The 16,904-nt window shown below is 68.7% G+C and carries 17 protein-coding genes and 1 tRNA gene; 5 read left to right on the top strand and 13 right to left on the bottom strand.

What is annotated here, in order from left to right; translation table 11 throughout:
* Positions 1-272: 272 nt before the first annotated feature.
* From crtI to E2F48_RS10550, 3 genes are read right to left on the bottom strand one after another with little or no spacing between them, the layout of a single operon-like run.
* Positions 273-1,916, bottom strand: coding sequence for a phytoene desaturase family protein (crtI, locus tag E2F48_RS10560; RefSeq protein ID WP_133403929.1), 1,644 nt, complete (start codon positions 1,914-1,916; stop codon positions 273-275).
* Entirely contained in the window at positions 1,913-2,812 is a 900-nt protein-coding gene (locus tag E2F48_RS10555) for a phytoene/squalene synthase family protein (RefSeq protein WP_133403928.1), read from the bottom strand. Before E2F48_RS10555 ends, crtI begins: the two co-directional genes overlap by 4 nt.
* Positions 2,813-2,814: 2 nt before the next feature.
* Complete coding sequence (locus E2F48_RS10550; protein ID WP_133403927.1) at positions 2,815-3,882, bottom strand: polyprenyl synthetase family protein; 1,068 nt, start codon at positions 3,880-3,882, stop codon at positions 2,815-2,817.
* A 122-nt stretch (positions 3,883-4,004) separates the two neighbouring features.
* On the opposite strand from E2F48_RS10550, the gene idi reads away from it, so the two are divergent.
* Positions 4,005-4,574 (top strand): isopentenyl-diphosphate Delta-isomerase, encoded by a 570-nt coding sequence (gene idi / locus E2F48_RS10545; protein WP_133403926.1) that lies wholly within the window; start codon positions 4,005-4,007, stop codon positions 4,572-4,574.
* A 71-nt stretch (positions 4,575-4,645) separates the two neighbouring features.
* Positions 4,646-5,848, top strand: a complete 1,203-nt coding sequence (locus E2F48_RS10540; protein WP_133403925.1) for an acetyl-CoA C-acetyltransferase — start codon at positions 4,646-4,648, stop codon at positions 5,846-5,848.
* A gap of 91 nt (positions 5,849-5,939) precedes the next feature.
* Here the strand turns inward: E2F48_RS10540 and rplL are convergent, their stop codons facing one another.
* The 8 genes from rplL to E2F48_RS10500 all read right to left on the bottom strand — a co-directional run bounded on the left by rplL (position 5,940) and on the right by E2F48_RS10500 (position 11,443).
* On the bottom strand, positions 5,940-6,320 hold the full coding sequence (gene rplL / locus E2F48_RS10535) for a 50S ribosomal protein L7/L12 (protein ID WP_133403924.1): 381 nt from the start codon (positions 6,318-6,320) through the stop codon (positions 5,940-5,942).
* Between the two features lie 57 nt (positions 6,321-6,377).
* A complete protein-coding gene (gene rplJ, locus E2F48_RS10530; protein ID WP_133403923.1) occupies positions 6,378-6,962 on the bottom strand; it encodes a 50S ribosomal protein L10 in 585 nt (194 codons plus the stop codon).
* 269 nt (positions 6,963-7,231) lie between these two features.
* Positions 7,232-8,356 (bottom strand): GNAT family N-acetyltransferase, encoded by a 1,125-nt coding sequence (locus tag E2F48_RS10525; RefSeq protein WP_165968743.1) that lies wholly within the window; start codon positions 8,354-8,356, stop codon positions 7,232-7,234.
* Between the two features lie 270 nt (positions 8,357-8,626).
* The gene (rplA, locus tag E2F48_RS10520; RefSeq protein WP_133403921.1) at positions 8,627-9,334 is read right to left on the bottom strand and encodes a 50S ribosomal protein L1; all 708 of its coding nucleotides are present in this window, start codon (positions 9,332-9,334) and stop codon (positions 8,627-8,629) included.
* 141 nt (positions 9,335-9,475) lie between these two features.
* Entirely contained in the window at positions 9,476-9,907 is a 432-nt protein-coding gene (rplK, locus tag E2F48_RS10515; RefSeq protein ID WP_133403920.1) for a 50S ribosomal protein L11, read from the bottom strand.
* A gap of 133 nt (positions 9,908-10,040) precedes the next feature.
* Positions 10,041-10,880 (bottom strand): transcription termination/antitermination protein NusG, encoded by an 840-nt coding sequence (gene nusG / locus E2F48_RS10510; RefSeq protein ID WP_185149812.1) that lies wholly within the window; start codon positions 10,878-10,880, stop codon positions 10,041-10,043.
* 73 nt (positions 10,881-10,953) lie between these two features.
* Positions 10,954-11,229: a preprotein translocase subunit SecE gene (gene secE, locus E2F48_RS10505; RefSeq protein WP_185149811.1), complete on the bottom strand. Its 276-nt coding sequence runs from the start codon at positions 11,227-11,229 to the stop codon at positions 10,954-10,956.
* A gap of 141 nt (positions 11,230-11,370) precedes the next feature.
* Positions 11,371-11,443 (bottom strand) — tRNA-Trp (locus tag E2F48_RS10500).
* 236 nt (positions 11,444-11,679) lie between these two features.
* On the opposite strand from E2F48_RS10500, the gene E2F48_RS10495 reads away from it, so the two are divergent.
* Positions 11,680-12,906, top strand: a complete 1,227-nt coding sequence (locus tag E2F48_RS10495; protein ID WP_133403918.1) for a pyridoxal phosphate-dependent aminotransferase — start codon at positions 11,680-11,682, stop codon at positions 12,904-12,906.
* A 7-nt stretch (positions 12,907-12,913) separates the two neighbouring features.
* Here the strand turns inward: E2F48_RS10495 and E2F48_RS10490 are convergent, their stop codons facing one another.
* Entirely contained in the window at positions 12,914-13,591 is a 678-nt protein-coding gene (locus E2F48_RS10490) for a LuxR C-terminal-related transcriptional regulator (RefSeq protein WP_133403917.1), read from the bottom strand.
* On the bottom strand, positions 13,584-14,933 hold the full coding sequence (locus E2F48_RS10485) for an ATP-binding protein (protein WP_133403916.1): 1,350 nt from the start codon (positions 14,931-14,933) through the stop codon (positions 13,584-13,586). The genes E2F48_RS10490 and E2F48_RS10485 overlap by 8 nt, the downstream gene beginning before the upstream one ends.
* A gap of 125 nt (positions 14,934-15,058) precedes the next feature.
* Here E2F48_RS10485 and E2F48_RS10480 point away from each other — a divergent pair, with 125 nt between their 5' ends.
* Both E2F48_RS10480 and E2F48_RS10475 read left to right on the top strand, forming a co-directional pair.
* A complete protein-coding gene (locus E2F48_RS10480; RefSeq protein WP_165968742.1) occupies positions 15,059-16,630 on the top strand; it encodes a PspC domain-containing protein in 1,572 nt (523 codons plus the stop codon).
* Positions 16,627-16,896: a hypothetical protein gene (locus E2F48_RS10475; RefSeq protein WP_133403914.1), complete on the top strand. Its 270-nt coding sequence runs from the start codon at positions 16,627-16,629 to the stop codon at positions 16,894-16,896. Before E2F48_RS10480 ends, E2F48_RS10475 begins: the two co-directional genes overlap by 4 nt.
* The last annotated feature ends 8 nt before the right edge of the window (positions 16,897-16,904 follow it).

Below are 16,904 nucleotides of genomic sequence, written 5' to 3'. Positions count from 1 at the left end.
GCCGCAGATTGGTGCGGGGATCGAGTGCTAACCTGATGTCTCCACGCGTCATCTGAACCAAGTGGCCCGTTAAATGACGAGAGCAGAACAAAGCCCACCGCTATATGAAGGCTGAGGTTTAGAGGGAAGACGCAAATCCCTACACTACGGGACTCTTAGCGCAATGTCCAATGCCGCGTCAACCTCGCCACGCCCCTCAAGTGTCGCCTCCCTGATCCGCGGCACGTATGCACTCCCCTTCTGGAACCCGTCCGCTTGGTGTCCGCCCGCCGTCAGGCCGGCTCCGGCAGCGGCCCGGTTGAGGTGTCGGAGCGCAGCCGCTTTACCACGAGCTCGGCGCTGATCAGGCACATCGGGATGCCGATGCCCGGCACGGTGGAGCTTCCCGCGTAGTAGAGTCCCTCCACCTTCCGGCTGCGGTTCGATCCGCGCAGGAACGCGCTCTGCCGCAGCGTGTGGGCCGGGCCGAGGGAGGTCCCCCGCCAGGCGTTGAGGTCGGAGGCGAAGTCCCGCGGACCGTAGGTGCGCCGCAGCACGATCCGTTCGGCGAGGTCCGGGATGTGCGCCCACTCGGCGATCTGCGCGATCACCGCGTCGGCGAGTTCCTCGACCCGCGCGTCCCCGGCGCGGTCCACGCCCCCGCCGCCGATACTGACGTCCGCTGGGATGGGCACCAGGACGAAGACGTTCTCGTCCCCCGCCGGGGCCACCGAGGGGTCGGTGGCGCTGGGCCGGCAGACATAGAGGGAGGCCGGGGACGGGATGGAGGTCTCGGCGCCGAAGATCCGCCCGAAATTGTCCTTCCAGTCGGCGGTGAACAGCAGCGTGTGGTGCTCGAGCTGCGGCAGGGAGCCCTTCACGCCGAGGTAGAGCAGCAGCGCGCTGGGACCCGGAACCCGCCGGGACCAGTACTTCGTGGGGTAGGTCTGCCGGTCATCGGGCAGCAGGACCGTCTCGGTGTGGTGGAGGTCCGCGGCTGAGACCACGACGTCGGCCTCCACCCGGTGCACGGCTCCCCCGGACCGGTAGCTGACCCCGGTGACCCGGGCGCCGGGACGGCGGGGGCCCCGCCGGCGGGAGGATCCGCGGTTCGCGGCTGCTGTATCAAGAGGGGTGGTGTCGATGGACACGACGTCGGCGCCGGTGCGGATCTCCACGCCGGCCTCCTCAGCGACCTTCGTCATCGCCGAGATCAGGGAGGTGAACCCGCCCATCGGGTAGAGCACGCCGTCGTCGAGGTCCAGGTGGCTCATCAGGTGGTACATGCTGGGGGCGTCGAACGGTGAGCTGCCGAGGAAGACCGCCGGGTAGCCGAGGATCTGGCGCAGCCGAGGATCGGCGAACCGGCCGGCCACGAACCCGGAGAGGGGCTGCAGCAGCAGCCGGACCAGCTTGGGCAGCCGGACCAGGACGTCGGGTCGAAGCAGCGGCAGGAAGGATTCGAAGGTGGAGTACAGGAAGCGCCGCTTGGCGATCGTGTAGGTGTCCTCGGCCGAGTCCAGGTACTTCTCGAGCGCCTCCCCCGCGCCGGGCTCGAGGGATTCGAAGAGCTTCACCACGGCCGGGCGGTCGGCCGGGACGTCGACGGCCTCGCGGTTCTCCTCGAAGATCACGCGGTAGCCGGGGTCGAGCCGGATCAGCTCGAGCTGCTCGGCGGCGGAGGTGCCCATCAGTTTGAAGAAGTGGTCGATCACCTCGGGCATGAGGTACCAGGACGGTCCGGTGTCGAAACGGAACCCGCCGGCCTCCCAGGACCCGGCACGGCCGCCCACCTGGCCCTGCTTCTCGAGCAGGGTCACGGTGTGCCCCTCGGCGGCCAGCAGCGCCGCGGTGGCGAGACCGCCGATTCCACCGCCGATGACGGCGGCCCGTCGGCCGCCGACGCGGGGGGTTCCGGTGTTTCCCTGGACGCTCATGGTGTCGTTTCCTTCGGGTAGGTTTCCGGTGCCGTGCTTCCGGACAGGGTCCGTGCCAGGATGCGCAGCTTGACCCCGTTGGGCACCCGGATCCGGGCCCGGAGCAGCTCCTCGGCCGGGGTGCGCCGCAGCCTCAAGGCCAGTTCGGTGAAGAGGGCCTGGGCCAGGGCCACAGCCCGGCGCGGTGCAGGAGGAAGTCCGGGCAGACTCGCCAGGGAGATCCGGAGGTCCTCGTCGATATCGTCGAGCAGTCGGTGCTTGTCCTGCTCGGTGAAGGATCCAGGGCGGATGCCCGGGAAGTAGCTGCGGCCCAGCGTAGAGAAGTCCTCGGCAAGGTCGCGCAGGAAGTTGATCTTCTGGAAGGCCGCCCCGAGGTGCCGCGCCCCATCCGCGAGGATTTCCTCCTGCGCCGGATCGGTGGGGCGCCCGGCCAGGAACGCCTTGACGCACATCAGCCCGACCACCTCCGCGGAGCCGTAGACGTACCGGGAGAACGACTCCGGGGTGTGTTCGCGCTGGGTGATGTCGGCGCGCATCGACGCGAAGAAGGGGCGGGTGAGGTCCGTGCCGATGCCGGTGGCCCGGGCGGTGACGGCGAAGGCGTGGACCACGAGGTTGGCGCTGTACCCGGTGTGGAGGGCGGTTTCGGTCTCACGCTCCAGCGCGTCCAGCATCGCCTCGACCTGTTCGGCGGAGAGACCGGCGGCGGCGGCCGGGCCGTCGACGACCTCGTCGGCGACCCGGACGAGGGCATAGACGGCTTCGATCCGCGCCCGGGTGGGGCCGTCGAGGAGCCGGCAGGCCAGGCCGAAGGACGTCGAGTAGCAGCGGATTACTTCGGCCGAGGTCTTCAGTGCGGCGGCGTTGTACCGCTCGAGCGCTGTCGTGTTCGCCATGGTCACCGTGTCCTGTCCACGGCCGCGGAGGCCACCGGTTGAAGTACATCGCGCAGCCCGCGCGGCACGAGGTCGGAGTCGAGGTGGCGCCGGGCGCGGGAGGCATAGTCGACGGCGAGCCCCGCCGAGTACTCGCGGGCCCCCGAGTCCTCGAGGACCCGGCGGACGTAGTCGGCGTCGGCGGCGGACATCGCCGGCGACCCGACAAGGGAGGAGATCTCCTCCCATTCCGGGCGGTCCGCGACGAAGGACATCAGGGCCGTCCGCTTGCCTTCGCGCAGGTCCCCCCAGTTCGTCTTGCCCGTGCGGGATTCACTGCCGAAGACCCCCAGGAGGTCGTCGGCGATCTGGAAGGCGATGCCGGCGTCGCGGCCGAAGTCGCCCAGGCAGTCCACCAGGGGGTCCTCCGCACCGGCGAGCACAGCCCCGGCCTGCAGGGGCCCTTCGAAGGAGTAGACGGAGGTCTTCAGCCGGGCCATGTGCAGGATGTCCTCAAGCGGTGGCATCCGCGGGGCCAGCATCGCCTCGATGTCGAGGTACTCCCCCGCCGCCGAAGCGAACACCGCCTCGTCGAGGATCTCGTTGAGCCGGCGGTGGGTCGCCGGGCCGGTGTGCACCCGGTCGAGGAGCCGGTAGGCGTTGGAGAGCGCGAGGTCCCCGGCAATGACCCCGGCGGAGAAGCCGATGTGGTCGGCGGCGGCGGGGGCCATACCGGCGTCGCGCGCGATCGCGCGGTAGCGGCCGGATACGTTGGGGACGCCCCGGCGCACGAAGTCCCTGTCGATCACGTCGTCGTGGATGATGAACGCCGTATGCAGCAGTTCGAAGGACGCACCGACCAGGGCGGCGCTGGCCAGGTCCGTTCCACCCAGCAGGGAGTAGGCGGAGAGCACCAGGCGCGGGCGGAAGCGTTTGCCACCGGCGGTGCACGCTTCAAGCGTTTCCCACAGCCCCAGGTACCCGGGGCCCACCGAGGCGGCCCGCTGCCGGGACCTTTCAAAGAAACACCGGAGCACGTCCTCGACCTGCTCGAGCCCCTCCGGCTCGACCAACAGATCGTCGATGTTCATAGGTAAAGTAAACACGGACAAGCCGCCTGCAACTAACCAGGCGGACCACCGCACGGCCGGGCAGCAAGCCGCCGTGGGAAAACCTCCCGGAATCCTTGCGGGAGACGACCGGGATGAGGACAATGGCGCGACATCTTGACGAGCACCCCGCCGACCCCGAACTGGTGGTGCTGCTGGCCGAGGACGGCAAGCCCATCGGCACCCAGGACAAGGCGAGTGTCCACACCGAGGCCACTCCCCTTCACTTCGCCTTCTCCACCCATGTCTTCAACGACGCCGGACAGATCCTCGTGACTCGCCGTGCGCTGACCAAGAAGGCCTGGCCCGGCGTGTGGACCAACTCCTTCTGCGGACACCCGGGGCCCGGCGAGACGCCGGAGGAGGCGGTGGTGCGCCGCGCGCGTCAGGAGCTCGGAATGACCGTCCGCTCGATCACGCCTGCGCTTCCCGATTTCCGCTACCGTGCCGTCGATGCCTCGGGCATCGTCGAAAACGAAATCTGCCCGGTCTTCACCGCGGTGATCGATGGTCCGATCGACCCGTCTCCGGAGGAGGTCATGGACGTTCAGTGGGTCGAGCCCGGCTGCCTGGTCAACGCCGTGGAGGCCACGCCCTGGGCCTTCAGCCCCTGGCTTACGCTCCAGCTGCCGCTGCTCTACCCCTCCGGGAACCAGTTAATAACCGTTAGCTGAAATGGGCGGGGAGCGGTAGCCTTAAGGGGAGTTCTTCAGGATTTCAATGACGAAAGCGAGCACTCCCCGCCATGGCACTTCCAACCAACGCGCCCGACGACGTAGTCATCGTCGGCGGAGCACGAACCCCGTCCGGCAAGCTGAACGGCCAGCTGTCGGCCTTCAGCGCCGTTGAGCTCGGCGGCTTCGCCATCGCGGGCGCTCTGGCCAACGCCGGAGTGCCGCCCGAGTCCGTCGACACGGTGATCATGGGCCACGTGGTGCAGGCCGGCTGCGGCCAGAACCCGGCACGTCAGGCCTCGCTCCGCGCGGGCATCGGCTGGGACGTTCCGGCCGTCACCGTAAACAAGGTGTGCCTCTCGGGCCTCACGGCGGTCATCGACGCCGCCCGCCTGATCCGCAGCGGCGAGGCCTCCATCGTCGTCGCCGGCGGTCAGGAATCGATGTCCCGCGGACCGCACCTGCTGCCGGGCTCCCGTCAGGGCTGGACCTACGGCAATATCTCCGCCCTCGACTCGGTCGCCCACGACGGGCTGACCGATGCCTTCGACAACGAGTCAATGGGCGCGTCCACCGAGCGCGGGAACCGGAACCTCGGCATCGACCGGACCGCCCAGGACGAGGTGGCCGCGGCGTCCCACCAGCGGGCGGCGGCGGCCATTGAGTCGGGCATCTTCGCCGAGGAGATCGTGCCGGTCACCGTGCCGCAGCGCCGGGGCGACTACGTCGTCCTCTCCACCGATGAAGGGGTCCGCCCGAAGACCACCGTGGACACCCTGGCCGGGCTCCGTCCGGCGTTCGACAAGGAGGGCACCATCACGGCGGGCAACTCCTCGCCCCTGTCCGACGGCGCCTCCGCGCTGGTGCTGACCTCCCGCGCCACCGCCGAACGGCTGGGCCTGAGGATCCTCGCCGTCACCGGGCAGCCCGGGCAGGTTGCCGGGCCGGACAATTCGCTGCATTCCCAGCCCTCCAACGCCATCACCCATGCGCTCAAGCGGGCCGGGTGGACGGCCTCGGAGCTCGACTTCATCGAGATCAACGAGGCCTTCGGCTCGGTGGCCGTGCAGTCCCTCAAGGACCTTGACTACCCGGCCGAGAAGTGCAACCTGCACGGCGGGGCCATCGCGCTCGGGCACCCCATCGGTGCCTCGGGGGCACGGCTCGCGCTGCACGCGGCGTTCGAACTCCACCGGCGCGGCTCCGGCAGGGCCGCCGTGTCCCTGTGCGGCGGCGGCGGGCAGGGCGAGGCGCTCCTGCTCTGGCGCGACTAGCAGTTCCGGATTAAACCGGAAGGGCCCCGACCAGAGGTCGGGGCCCTTCCTGTCTGGAAGCCGGGGGGCGGACCCCCGGCTGCCGGATCTACTACTTGAGGGAGACGGTGGCGCCGGCAGCTTCCAGAGCTTCCTTTGCCTTCTCTGCGGTCTCCTTGTTGGCGCCTTCGAGGACGGCCTTCGGAGCGCTGTCGACAACGTCCTTGGCTTCCTTCAGACCCAGGGAGGTCAGCGCGCGGACCTCCTTGATGACTGCAATCTTCTTGTCGCCTGCAGCTTCGAGGATGACGTCGAAGGAATCCTTCTCCTCCTCGGCTGCGGCGCCGTCGCCGCCACCGGCGGGGCCGGCAACTGCAACAGCTGCAGCGGTGACGTCGAAGGTCTCCTCAAACAGCTTTACGAAGTCGGAGAGTTCGATGATCGACAGTTCCTTGAAGGCTTCGATGAGCTCTTCGTTGGTGAGCTTCGCCATGGCTAAAGCATCCTTCCGTGAGTGGTGCACTGCACCGAGATTGGTGGGTGAAGAGAACTAGTTCTCTTCGGGTGCCGCAGCTTCTTCAGCCGGAGCCTCTGCCGGGGCAGCGGTCTCTTCGGCGGCGGGAGCATCGGCGCCCGCGGGTGCAGCACCATTGCTCTCTTCGAGCTTGACGCGCAGGGCGTCAACGGTGCGGGCGAGGGCTGCCATCGGTGCCTTGAGGACACCGGCAACCCGGGCGAGCTGGAGTTCACGCGACTCGAGGGCTGCCAGGGCAGCGACCTCGGAGGCGTTGAGGGGCTTGCCCTCGAAGACTCCGGTCTTGATAACGAGCTTCGGGTTGGCCTTTGCGAAATCCGTGAGGCTCTTAGCGGCAGCAATTGCGTCGCCCTTGATGAAGGCGATGGCAGTGGGTCCGGCGAGCTGGCCGTCGAACGCGTCGATGCCGGCTTCCTTGGCTGCAATGCCCGTCAAGGTGTTCTTGACGACAGCGAACTTGGTGTCCGCACCGAGTGAACGGCGCAGTTCCTTGAGCTGTGCGACCGTGAGCCCGCGGTATTCGGTTAGGACAGCAGCGGTGGAGTCCTTGAAATCGTTAGTGATTTCCTCCACTGCATCTACCTTTGTTGGCGTTGCCATAACCCTCCTTCCGGGGAATAAAAGCCGGTTTTTCAGCCCCAATAAAAAACGCCCCGCGCAGATGCACGGGGCTTTCTCGACGCACGGCACGTGGTGCTGTGCGGAGGAGAGCTTCGTTCACCTGCGTTGGCCGCCCTTGACGGGAACTTTCAGATCTACTTCCTTACCTTTCCGCACAGCATTGCTGCTGGTGGAAAGGGTGGAGGCACATCGACCGACGGTCTTTGGTAGTTCAAGGGTACGTGAAGCGGCGGCGGCCTCCAAATCCGCTACACGGCGGACGGTCCCAGCCGCTTCTGCCAGCCGGCCACCCACCCCGCCGGAACGAAGCCCAGCTCGACGTTGACGGCCAGCATGAAGGCGTTTTCCTCAGCATTCCAGGTGTAGATCCGTTCCACGCCGGGCCAGGCGGACCGCAGGGCCAGCAGGTTCGCGGCCTTCAGCAGCATGCCCAGCCGGTGGCCGCGGTGCGCCCGGAGCACCAGGGTGTCCTCCTGGTTCGCGACGGCCGGAGCCGCCTCGTACCGCTCCAGGACGGTATGGCCTGCCAGCTCGCCGGTTGGCCGGTGCAGCACGGCTGCGACGAGGCTGCGGCCGCCACCGCGCTCCAACCGGTTCTCCGCCTCACGCACCCGCGCCCCGTCCCAGTCCTCCTCGTCGAGGTCCAGGTCCCCGAGGGGCGCATCGGTGCTCATGGCCTGGCGGAGCCGGGCGTACTGGTCGAGGCGGTCATCGGGGCAGTGCCCCTCCCAGCGGAGCACTTCATAGTCGGGGCCTGCGGCGGCCTGCGCGGCGGCAAAGGCGTCAGCGGCGGCATTCCTCCCGCTGCCGAGGTCGAGCACGCTGCAGCGGTCCACCTGCGCGAGGTCGAACCCCCGGCTGAGGGCCATCCGGGCGGCGGGATCCCCCGAAGGGAAGCTCCCCGCGCCGCTGGCGGGCACCAGGTCCTCGCCCCGGCCGGGCGCCCCCGGCGCGCGGCCGTCAGCTGTCAGCGACACCTCGCTCCAGGCCATGACGGTGGACCGCCCCCGGCTGCGGACATACCGCTCCGCCTCGGCGTAGAGGGCGCCTCCGACTCCCTCGCTGCGCGCCTCGGGGTGCACTGACAGATCGAGGTAGCAGGCCGAAAGGTTGTCCGTCAGCGGAAGGTCGATGATGGCCCGGCCCACGATCCGTCCGTCCCGCTGCGCCGCCAGGATGAGCCGCTCTTCATAGGGGTTGGACCGGAACGCGGCGTGTTCCTGCCTGCCGTCGCGGCGGAAGTCGTCACTGCCCCACACGCCGCGCTGGACGAGGTTGCCGAGTTCGACGACGTCCAGGAAGTCCGCGGCGTCCGGCGAGGAGAGGTCGGGCGGGACGGGGACCGGCCCGATGTGCAGGGAATCGGTGCTCATGCTCGATTGTAAAACGGGCGCGTCTGCCCGCATCCGTCCGCGGGCCAGCCTCTACCGGTGGGCAGAACCGACTGGAAGCGGCCCTTCGGAGGCTCCAGCCCACCGACTAACCGCCGTGAGTGGGCAGAAGCGGCCCGCGCTGCCCGAGGAAAGAAATCACCCACCGGCCAGGGGTGGCCGATGGGCAGGAAGATGCGGATTAACGCAGCGGGGGTGGCCGCAGCCGTGGCTGCGGCCACCCCCGCTGGGTGGTCAGGTTCTGCGGGACGCTTACGCGTCGGCGAGGACCTTCGTGACGCTCGGGTCGACGGAGATGCCGGGGCCGAAGGTCGTGGAGACGGTGGCCTTCTGGATGTAGCGGCCCTTCGAAGCCGAAGGCTTCAGGCGCAGGACCTCTTCGAGGGCTGCGGCGTAGTTCTCCGCCAGCTTCTGAACATCGAAGGAAACCTTGCCGATGATGAAGTGGAGGTTCGAGTGCTTGTCGACGCGGAAGTCGATCTTTCCGCCCTTGATGTCGGTAACAGCCTTGGCCACGTCGGCCGTGACGGTACCGGTCTTCGGGTTCGGCATGAGGTTGCGCGGGCCGAGGATCTTACCGAGGCGGCCGACCTTACCCATCAGGTCCGGGGTGGCAACGGCGGCGTCGAAGTCCACCCAGCCGCCGGAAACCTTCTCGATCATGTCGTCCGAGCCCACGAAGTCGGCGCCGGCGGCGATGGCCGCTTCGGCCTTCTCGCCGGTCGCGAAGACGAGGACGCGGGCGGTCTTACCGGTGCCGTGGGGCAGGTTGACGGTGCCGCGGACCATCTGGTCGGCCTTGCGGGGGTCGACGCCGAGGCGGAAGGCAACCTCAACGGTCGCGTCGAACTTGGAAGGGTTGGTGTCCTTCGCGAGGACTACCGCCTCGAACGGAGAGTACTGCTTCTCCGCCTCGATCTTGGCGGCAGCTCCTTTATATGCTTTGCTGCGCTTTGCCATCTGCTTTTTCTCCTTATGCAGTTGTGGTCTGCGGACCGCGCGGGGCCCTGCCACACTCCCACCGGGCGCCTGGCGCCCAGTTTCGATTTTGGTTAGTGGTGGCCTCGGCGGCGGGTGCCGCGTCGGCCGGGTGGAGGGCTGTTAGCCCTCGACCGTGATGCCCATGGAGCGGGCGGTGCCGGCGATGATCTTGGCCGCGGCCTGGACATCGTTGGCGTTGAGGTCATCCATCTTCGTGGTGGCGATTTCCTCGACCTGGGCCTGGGTCAGCTTGGCAACCTTGACGGTGTGCGGCGTACCGGAGCCCTTCTGGACGCCGGCGGCCTTCTTGATCAGCTCGGCTGCCGGAGGGGTCTTGGTGATGAAGGTGAACGAACGGTCTTCGTAAACGGTGATCTCAACGGGGATGACGTTTCCGCGCTGGGATTCCGTCGCGGCGTTGTACGCCTTGCAGAATTCCATGATGTTGACACCGTGCTGACCGAGCGCGGGACCAATGGGGGGAGCCGGGTTGGCGGCGCCTGCATTGATCTGCAGCTTGATGAGGCCGGTGACCTTTTTCTTCGGGGCCATGAAAGGGTCCTTTTCTTGCATTAGGTCCCCCGGGACAGGAGCGTCCCGTGGGTTGGTGGTCATCATGGCGTGATGACCGGCCGTCCTCCCCGGCTAAGCGGTCCGGGAGAGAACGAAGCTTGGCGTCGCCGTCCTACTGGATCTTGGTGACCTGGTTGAAGGACAACGTGACGGGGGTTTCGCGTTCGAAGATCGACACCAGCACGACCAGCTGCTGGGATTCGGGCTTGATCTCCGAGATGGTGGCCGGCAGGGTCTCGAACGGTCCCTCGTTGACGGTGACGGACTCGCCGACCTCGAAGTTGACGGTGACCGGGGTGGACTGCTGCTTGACCGGCTTGCCGGAGGCCGCGTCGGTGTGAACGACGGTGTGCTCGAGCATGGAGAACACCTCGGCCAGGCTCAGCGGGACCGGGTTGTGGGCGTTGCCGACGAAGGCGGTGACGCCGGGGGTGTGCCGGACGGCGCCCCACGACTCGTCGGTGAGGTTCATGCGCACCAGCACGTAGCCCGGGATGCGGACCCGGTTGACGATCTTGCGGGTGGTGTTCTTGATCTCCACGACCTCTTCCATGGGGACCTGGATTTCGAAGATGAAATCCTCCATGTCGAGGGTCTGGATGCGGGTTTCGAGGTTGGCCTTCACCCGGTTCTCGTAGCCGGCGTAGGAGTGGATGACGTACCAGTCACCCTCCTGCCGGCGCAGCTTGGCCTTGAAGGCCTCAACCGGGTCCTCCTGGGCGGGCGCCTCGGCCTCGCCGGATTCGGACTGCTCCGCGTCCTCGGCCTCGTCGGAAGCCTCCACGTCGGAGTCTTCTACTTCCGAACCTTCTGCCTCGGAATCCTCTGCGGCGGTCTCCGCGGGCACGTCAAGGGCGGCGGAGTCGTCAGCGACGCCCGCCTCGACGGCCTGATCCTCGTTCTCCAGACCATCGTCAATTGTGATCTGCCGTTCGAGTTCTTGCTCGGACACCTAGCTGCCTGCTTTCTGGGTTTCTTCAGCTTCGTATTGCTTGGGCTATAACGTCACCTGCCGGCTGGGGGGGTCAGCTTTCGCTGTCCCCGAACACCCAGACCGCACCGGTTCCGAAGACATAGTCGAGACCTGTGACGATGAGGATCATCAGGACCACGAACGCCAGCACCGTGATGGTGAACCTCACCAGTTCCTGACGGGTGGGGGTGACGACCTTCCTCAGTTCGGCGATGACCTGCCGCACAAAGAGAGTGATCCGCGCGAAGAACCCGCGCTTGGGGTTCTCCTTGCTGGCGGGGCTACCCTTGGAGCTGCTCGCGGCCGTATCGGTCACCTTCAACCTCATCAATCTGTGTGGGTTTCCAGCCGGGCCGCATTCACGCGGCTCCGACTACTCATAAGTCATGCCGAGCAGGTTCTGTGCCTGTACCGGAAACTTCGTGATGTTCTACTGCCGCACCGCCGCGTCCTGCTCGACGGTTACGCGCAGGGCAGACAGGACTCGAACCTGCAACCTGCGGTTTTGGAGACCGCTGCGCTACCAATTGCGCCACTACCCTATGGAACCGGACCACCGTCCGATCCGCTCCGCTGCGGTCCCTGGGGGACGTTTCGCGGGCACGAACCATTGGAGTGATCCAACACCGAGGATCAAGTCTACGCAATACCCGCCGGAGAGTCGAACCGGCGCCTTCGGGGCGGGGGCCGGATGGCTCGGGCGTCACGGATCGGCGCAGGATCGGGACAAGAGCCTAAGCTGGGACTGCCACACTTCTTCACGAGAAAACGGGACCCGATGACCGAGCTTTCCACCCGTCACTCCCTGCCGCGCGTCTCCCGCAGGATCGCCTCGATCGCCGAATCGGCGACGCTCGCCGTCGACGCCAAGGCCAAGGCCCTGAAGGCCGCGGGCCGACCGGTGATCGGCTTCGGCGTCGGCGAGCCTGATTTTCCCACTCCGGATTACATCGTCGAGGCGGCCGTTGAGGCGGCCCGCCAGCCGCGCTTCCACCGCTACTCCCCCGCCGGGGGCCTCCCGGAGCTGAAGCAGGCCATCGCGGCGAAGACGCAGCGTGACTCCGGCTATGCCATCGACCCCGCCCAGGTGCTCGTGACCAACGGTGGGAAGCAGGCCGTCTACGAGGCGTTCGCCTCACTGCTCGATCCCGGCGACGAGGTGCTTGTGCCCACCCCGTTCTGGACCACCTACCCCGAGGCCATCCGTCTGGCCGGCGGTGTTCCCGTGGAGGTGTTCGCAGGGCCCGAGCAGGGCTACCTGGTCACCGTCGAGCAGCTCGAGGCGGCCCTGACGCCGCGGACGAAGGTGCTCCTGTTCGTGTCGCCGTCGAACCCGACCGGCGCCGTGTACCCGGCGGATGCGGTCCGGGAGATCGGGAACTGGGCGGCGGACCAGGGGCTGTGGGTGGTCACCGACGAGATCTACGAGCACCTGACCTACGACGGCGTTCCCTTCACCTCGATCGCCGCGGCGGCGCCCGCCCTGGGCGACCGGGTGGTGATCGTCAACGGCGTGGCGAAGACCTATGCCATGACGGGCTGGCGGGTCGGCTGGATGGTCGGCCCGACGGACCTCGTGAAGGCGGCGACGAACCTCCAGTCGCATGCGACGTCGAACGTGGCGAACGTGTCGCAGATGGCCGCCCTGGCCGCCGTGTCGGGCCCGCTCACCGCGGTCGAGGAGATGAAGACCGCCTTCGACCGGCGCCGCAGGGCCATGGTGGCGGGGCTGAACGCCATCGACGGCGTCGAGTGCCCCACGCCCCACGGCGCGTTCTACGCCTACGCCGACGTGCGCGGCCTGCTGGGGCGCAGCCTGGCCGGAACCACCCCGCGGACCTCCGCCGAGCTGGCCACCCTCATCCTGGAGCAGGTCGAGGTGGCCGTGGTCCCCGGTGAGGCCTTCGGTCCGAGCGGTTTCCTCCGGCTCTCGTACGCCCTCGGCGATGAGGACCTGGCCACCGGAGTGGCGCGGCTGCAGGAGTTCCTCTCCGGCGCGAAGTAGGCCCGGCTCAGAGAAGCCGCCGCTCGGCGGCCCACCGGGTCAGTTCGTGGCGGGAGGAGAGCTGGAGCTTGCGCAGCACCGCCGACACGTGGGTTTCGACCGTCTTGACCGAGATGAACAGCTCCTTGGCCACCTCCTTGTAGCTGTAGCCGCGGGCGATCAGCCGCATCACCTCGAGCTCGCGGGCGGACAGCCGGTCCAGTTCGGTGCCGGTGGAGGCGACGGCGGCGGTGCCGAAGGCGTCAAGGACGAAGCCGGCCAGCCGCGGGGAGAACACCGCGTCGCCCGAGGCGATCCGGAAGACGGCGTCGGAGATCCCCGCACCGGAGATGGTCTTCGTGACGTACCCGCGGGCGCCGGCGCGGATGACCGCCACGACATCCTCGGCGGAATCGGAGACGCTCAGGGCCAGGAAGCGCGTCGTGGCGCCCAGGTCGCCGCAGCCGGCGATCACTTCGGCTCCTCCCCCGCCCCGGCCGCCGGGCAGGTGGACATCGAGCAGGACGACGTCCGGCCGGCGGGCCCGGACCACGGCGACCGCTTCCTCGACGGTGGCCGCCTCGCCCACCACCCGGATCCGGCTGTCGAGGTCCGATCGGAGGCCGGAGCGGAAGATGGCATGGTCGTCGACGACGACGACGGACACCGATGGAGGCAAATTGTTCGGTACGGGCTCATCAGTCATGGCTGCGGTTCTCCTGCTCGGGCATCGACAGTCGGACTTCGGTCCCGTCGGGACCGCTGCGGATGGTGGCGGTGCCCCCGTGCCGCTGCATTCGCGTGGTGATGGACTCCCGGATTCCGAGGCGGTCGGCCGGCACCGCGAGCGGGTCGAACCCGGGCCCCCGGTCCCGTATGAAGGCCTCGGATCCGGAGGGCCCCGCCTCCAGGTAGACCGAGACGGTGCCTCCGGCGTGCTTGGCCGCGTTGACGATCGCTTCGCGCGCCGCCTGGGCGAGCGCCTCCTGCCCGGCGGTCAGAGGAGCGTCCCCGACGGCGACGACCTCCACGGGATGCCCGTAGCTGTCCTCGACCTCTCCGGCTAGGGCCCGAAGGCGCTCGGTGAGGTTGCCGGAGTGGCCGGCCGGATCGGAGTAGAGCCAGTGCCGCAGTTCACGCTCCTGCGCCCGGGCCAGGCGCACGACGTCCTGTTCGGAGCCGGCGCGGTTCTGGATCAGGGCGAGGGTCTGCAGCACCGAGTCGTGGAGGTGGGCGGCAATTTCGGCGCGCGCCGCCTCCCGCACCCGCCCTGCCCTCTCATCCTCGAAGTCCTTCCAGAACCGGAGCGCCCAGGGGGCGAGCACCAGCGCCACCCCGGCGAGGACAGCCCCGGTGGCCAGGAGGGTTGCCCAGGTCAGGTCCCAGGAGATCGTCCCGGAGACCATGACCAGGACGCCGACCATGACCAGCACCAGGCCCAGCAGGAGCCGGGCCAGTCCGGCGGCGCGGTCGGCGCCTGCCTTGTTCCTCAGTCCCTCGCGCCGCGCGTCATCGAGCTGGCTCCACGCCAGCACAGCGCCCACCCCCGCCGCGGCGACGGGGAGGACCTGCCTCAGGCTCACGGCGAAGCCGAGCTCCTGGGCGGTGAAGACTCCGGCCAGGAGCAGCAGGGCGACGCCCAGGAGCAGCTCCTTCCGCCCGGGACGGAAGCGTCCGCCGGTCCGCCGGGGCGCCGGCTCGAACGCACCGGCCACCGGCGGAGCGGCGTTGCCGGGCTCCGCGGACGCGGCCGGTGGATGCGGCGCGGCCGGGGAAGGCAGGGCGGTGGCAGCCGGGAGGAAGAGCGCAGGAGGGGGCGGGGTCTTCAGCGCGGCGGGAGCGAACCGGAGCGGGGCGGCGACCCGGTCCGAGGCCATGGGCACGAAGATCCAGAGCCAGGCGTAGAGGAAGACCCCCGCACCGCCGGCCAGGGCCAGCAGGACCATGAGGACCCGCACGACGCGCAGTTGTACGCCGAGGTGGACGGCCAGTCCACCGCACACACCGGCGACAAGGCCGTCGGGCGAACGCAGCAGGGGCGGTTTCATAGCTCAATCCAAGCACGCCGATGGGCTTCGGGGATGCCCCGGGCGCACAATCAGGGGTTCCCTCAGGGGCGAATTCAGGGCAGCCCCCGATGGCCGGCCCAGCGGCACACTGGAAGGATCGGGCTATGACTTCCGAACCGCCCCTTGAACCACTGCCGCCCGAACGCCCCACCGGCGACGCCCTTCCAGGCCGCGTCCCCGGTCCGGCCGGTTTCTCGACCGGCCCGGGCGGAGGCTATTCGGCCCGGTCCGGCTCCACGGCAGCCCCGCCGCCCCGCCCTGCGCCGTCGAACGCCTTTTTCGAGCGGATGCGCTCACTGCAGATTACCCGCACCTCCGACCGTTGGATCGGCGGGGTGGCGGGAGGCATCGCCTACCGCACAGGGCTCGATGTGGCCCTGGTCCGGGGCATCGTCGTGGTGCTGGTGATCTTCGGCGGCATCGGCGTCCTGCTGTACGGCCTGGCGTGGGCGCTCCTGCCCGAACCGGACGGACGGATCCACGTCGAATCGGCCGGACGCGGCAACTGGACCTCGGGAATGACCGGGGCGCTGCTCCTGGTCATCGCCGGGCTCTGGCGGCCGAACCTGCCGTTCCTCGGCGATGAGGGCGGCGGCTGGGGGGTGCTCTGGACCCTGATCTGGGTCGGTGCTGCCGTCTATGCCGTGTACTGGGCGCTGACCGCGCGCAGCAGGAACAACGCGGCAGCCGCCGGCAGGCCGGCAGGTGCCCCCGGAGTGGGTGGATACGCGGCGGGCGCGTACGGCGTGCCCGGAACGACCCAGCAGTTTCCGGCCACGAGCTATCAGGCGGGGCCTCCGCCCACCGGCTCTCAGTACGCGTCGACGGAGCCTCTGGCCACGGACGCTGTCCCTCCGCGCCCGGCCGGCCCGCTGCCGGCTGACTTCCCCGGATCCGGGTATCCGCCGGCCACCGGTTACACGCCGTCCGATTACCTCGCCGCCGGATCCGTCCCTCCGGGGTCAATGCCTCCGGGCTACTCCCTGCGCCCCGTACCGCCGCCGCGCCCCCGCACCCCCGGCCCCACCGGCAGCGGCGTGGCACTCAGCCTGGGTGTAGCCGTGCTCGCCGCCGGCACCATCCTCGCCCTCGACTACGCGGCCCTGATCGACCTCGGCCGGACCGCGCTTCCCGTGGCCCTCGCCTCGGGCGCCGCCGTTCTGGGCATCGCCGTCGTGACCCTGGGCCTGCTCGGGCGGTCCTCGGGGTTCGTCGGTTTCGCCGCCGGCGCCTCGGTCGTCGCCGCCCTCCTCGGCTCCGCGGTGGCTGCCGCCAACTTCGACGACGGCGCCTCGGTCGTCGGCAGTGACACACCGCTGTCGGCATCCTCGGCGCGGGCCGCGGAGGAGGGCTACACGGTTGTCGCCGGGCGCAGCACGCTCGACCTGCGCAGCCTCGACAACCTGAGATCCGACGTCGTCATCCCGGTACGGGTGCTGGCCAGCAATGTGGACGTCCTTGTCCCCAGCGACGTGCCCGTCGAAGTCCGCTCGGAGGTCGCCCTTGGCTCGGTGCGGACGGGCGAGGGCGTCGACGCCTCGGTCGCCGAAGGGTTCTGGCAGCCCGGAACCACCGAGCTGAACGAAACAGCCGACGGCCCGTCGATCATCCTTGAGGTCGGCGGCGCGGTCAGCCAGGTCAGCGTGTCCCAAAACGAGATTGGATTCGACCAATGAGTACCTCCGAAAAGTCAGCAGTACCCCGCCGGGTGCGTACGGGAACCGTCGTCTGGGGGGCGGTGATCCTGGCGATCGCGGCCCTGATCCTTGTCTCACTGCTCACCGGCATCCGGTTCGACCCGGGGATCGTGCTCCTGGGGCTGCTCATCGGCGCCGGTATCGCGCTCGTGGTGGGTGGCATCTACTCGATGACGCGCCGGTCATCTGCGGCAGGCGACGACCCCGATGGCGATAACGGCCATACTGAAACCGCAGGCCTCTGACGAAAGCC

Source organism: Arthrobacter crusticola (assembly GCF_004357995.1).
GTDB lineage: Bacteria > Actinomycetota > Actinomycetes > Actinomycetales > Micrococcaceae > Arthrobacter_D > Arthrobacter_D crusticola.
Note: the sequence above shows the minus strand (reverse complement) of the source record. Positions and strands in the feature narration are given on the sequence as shown.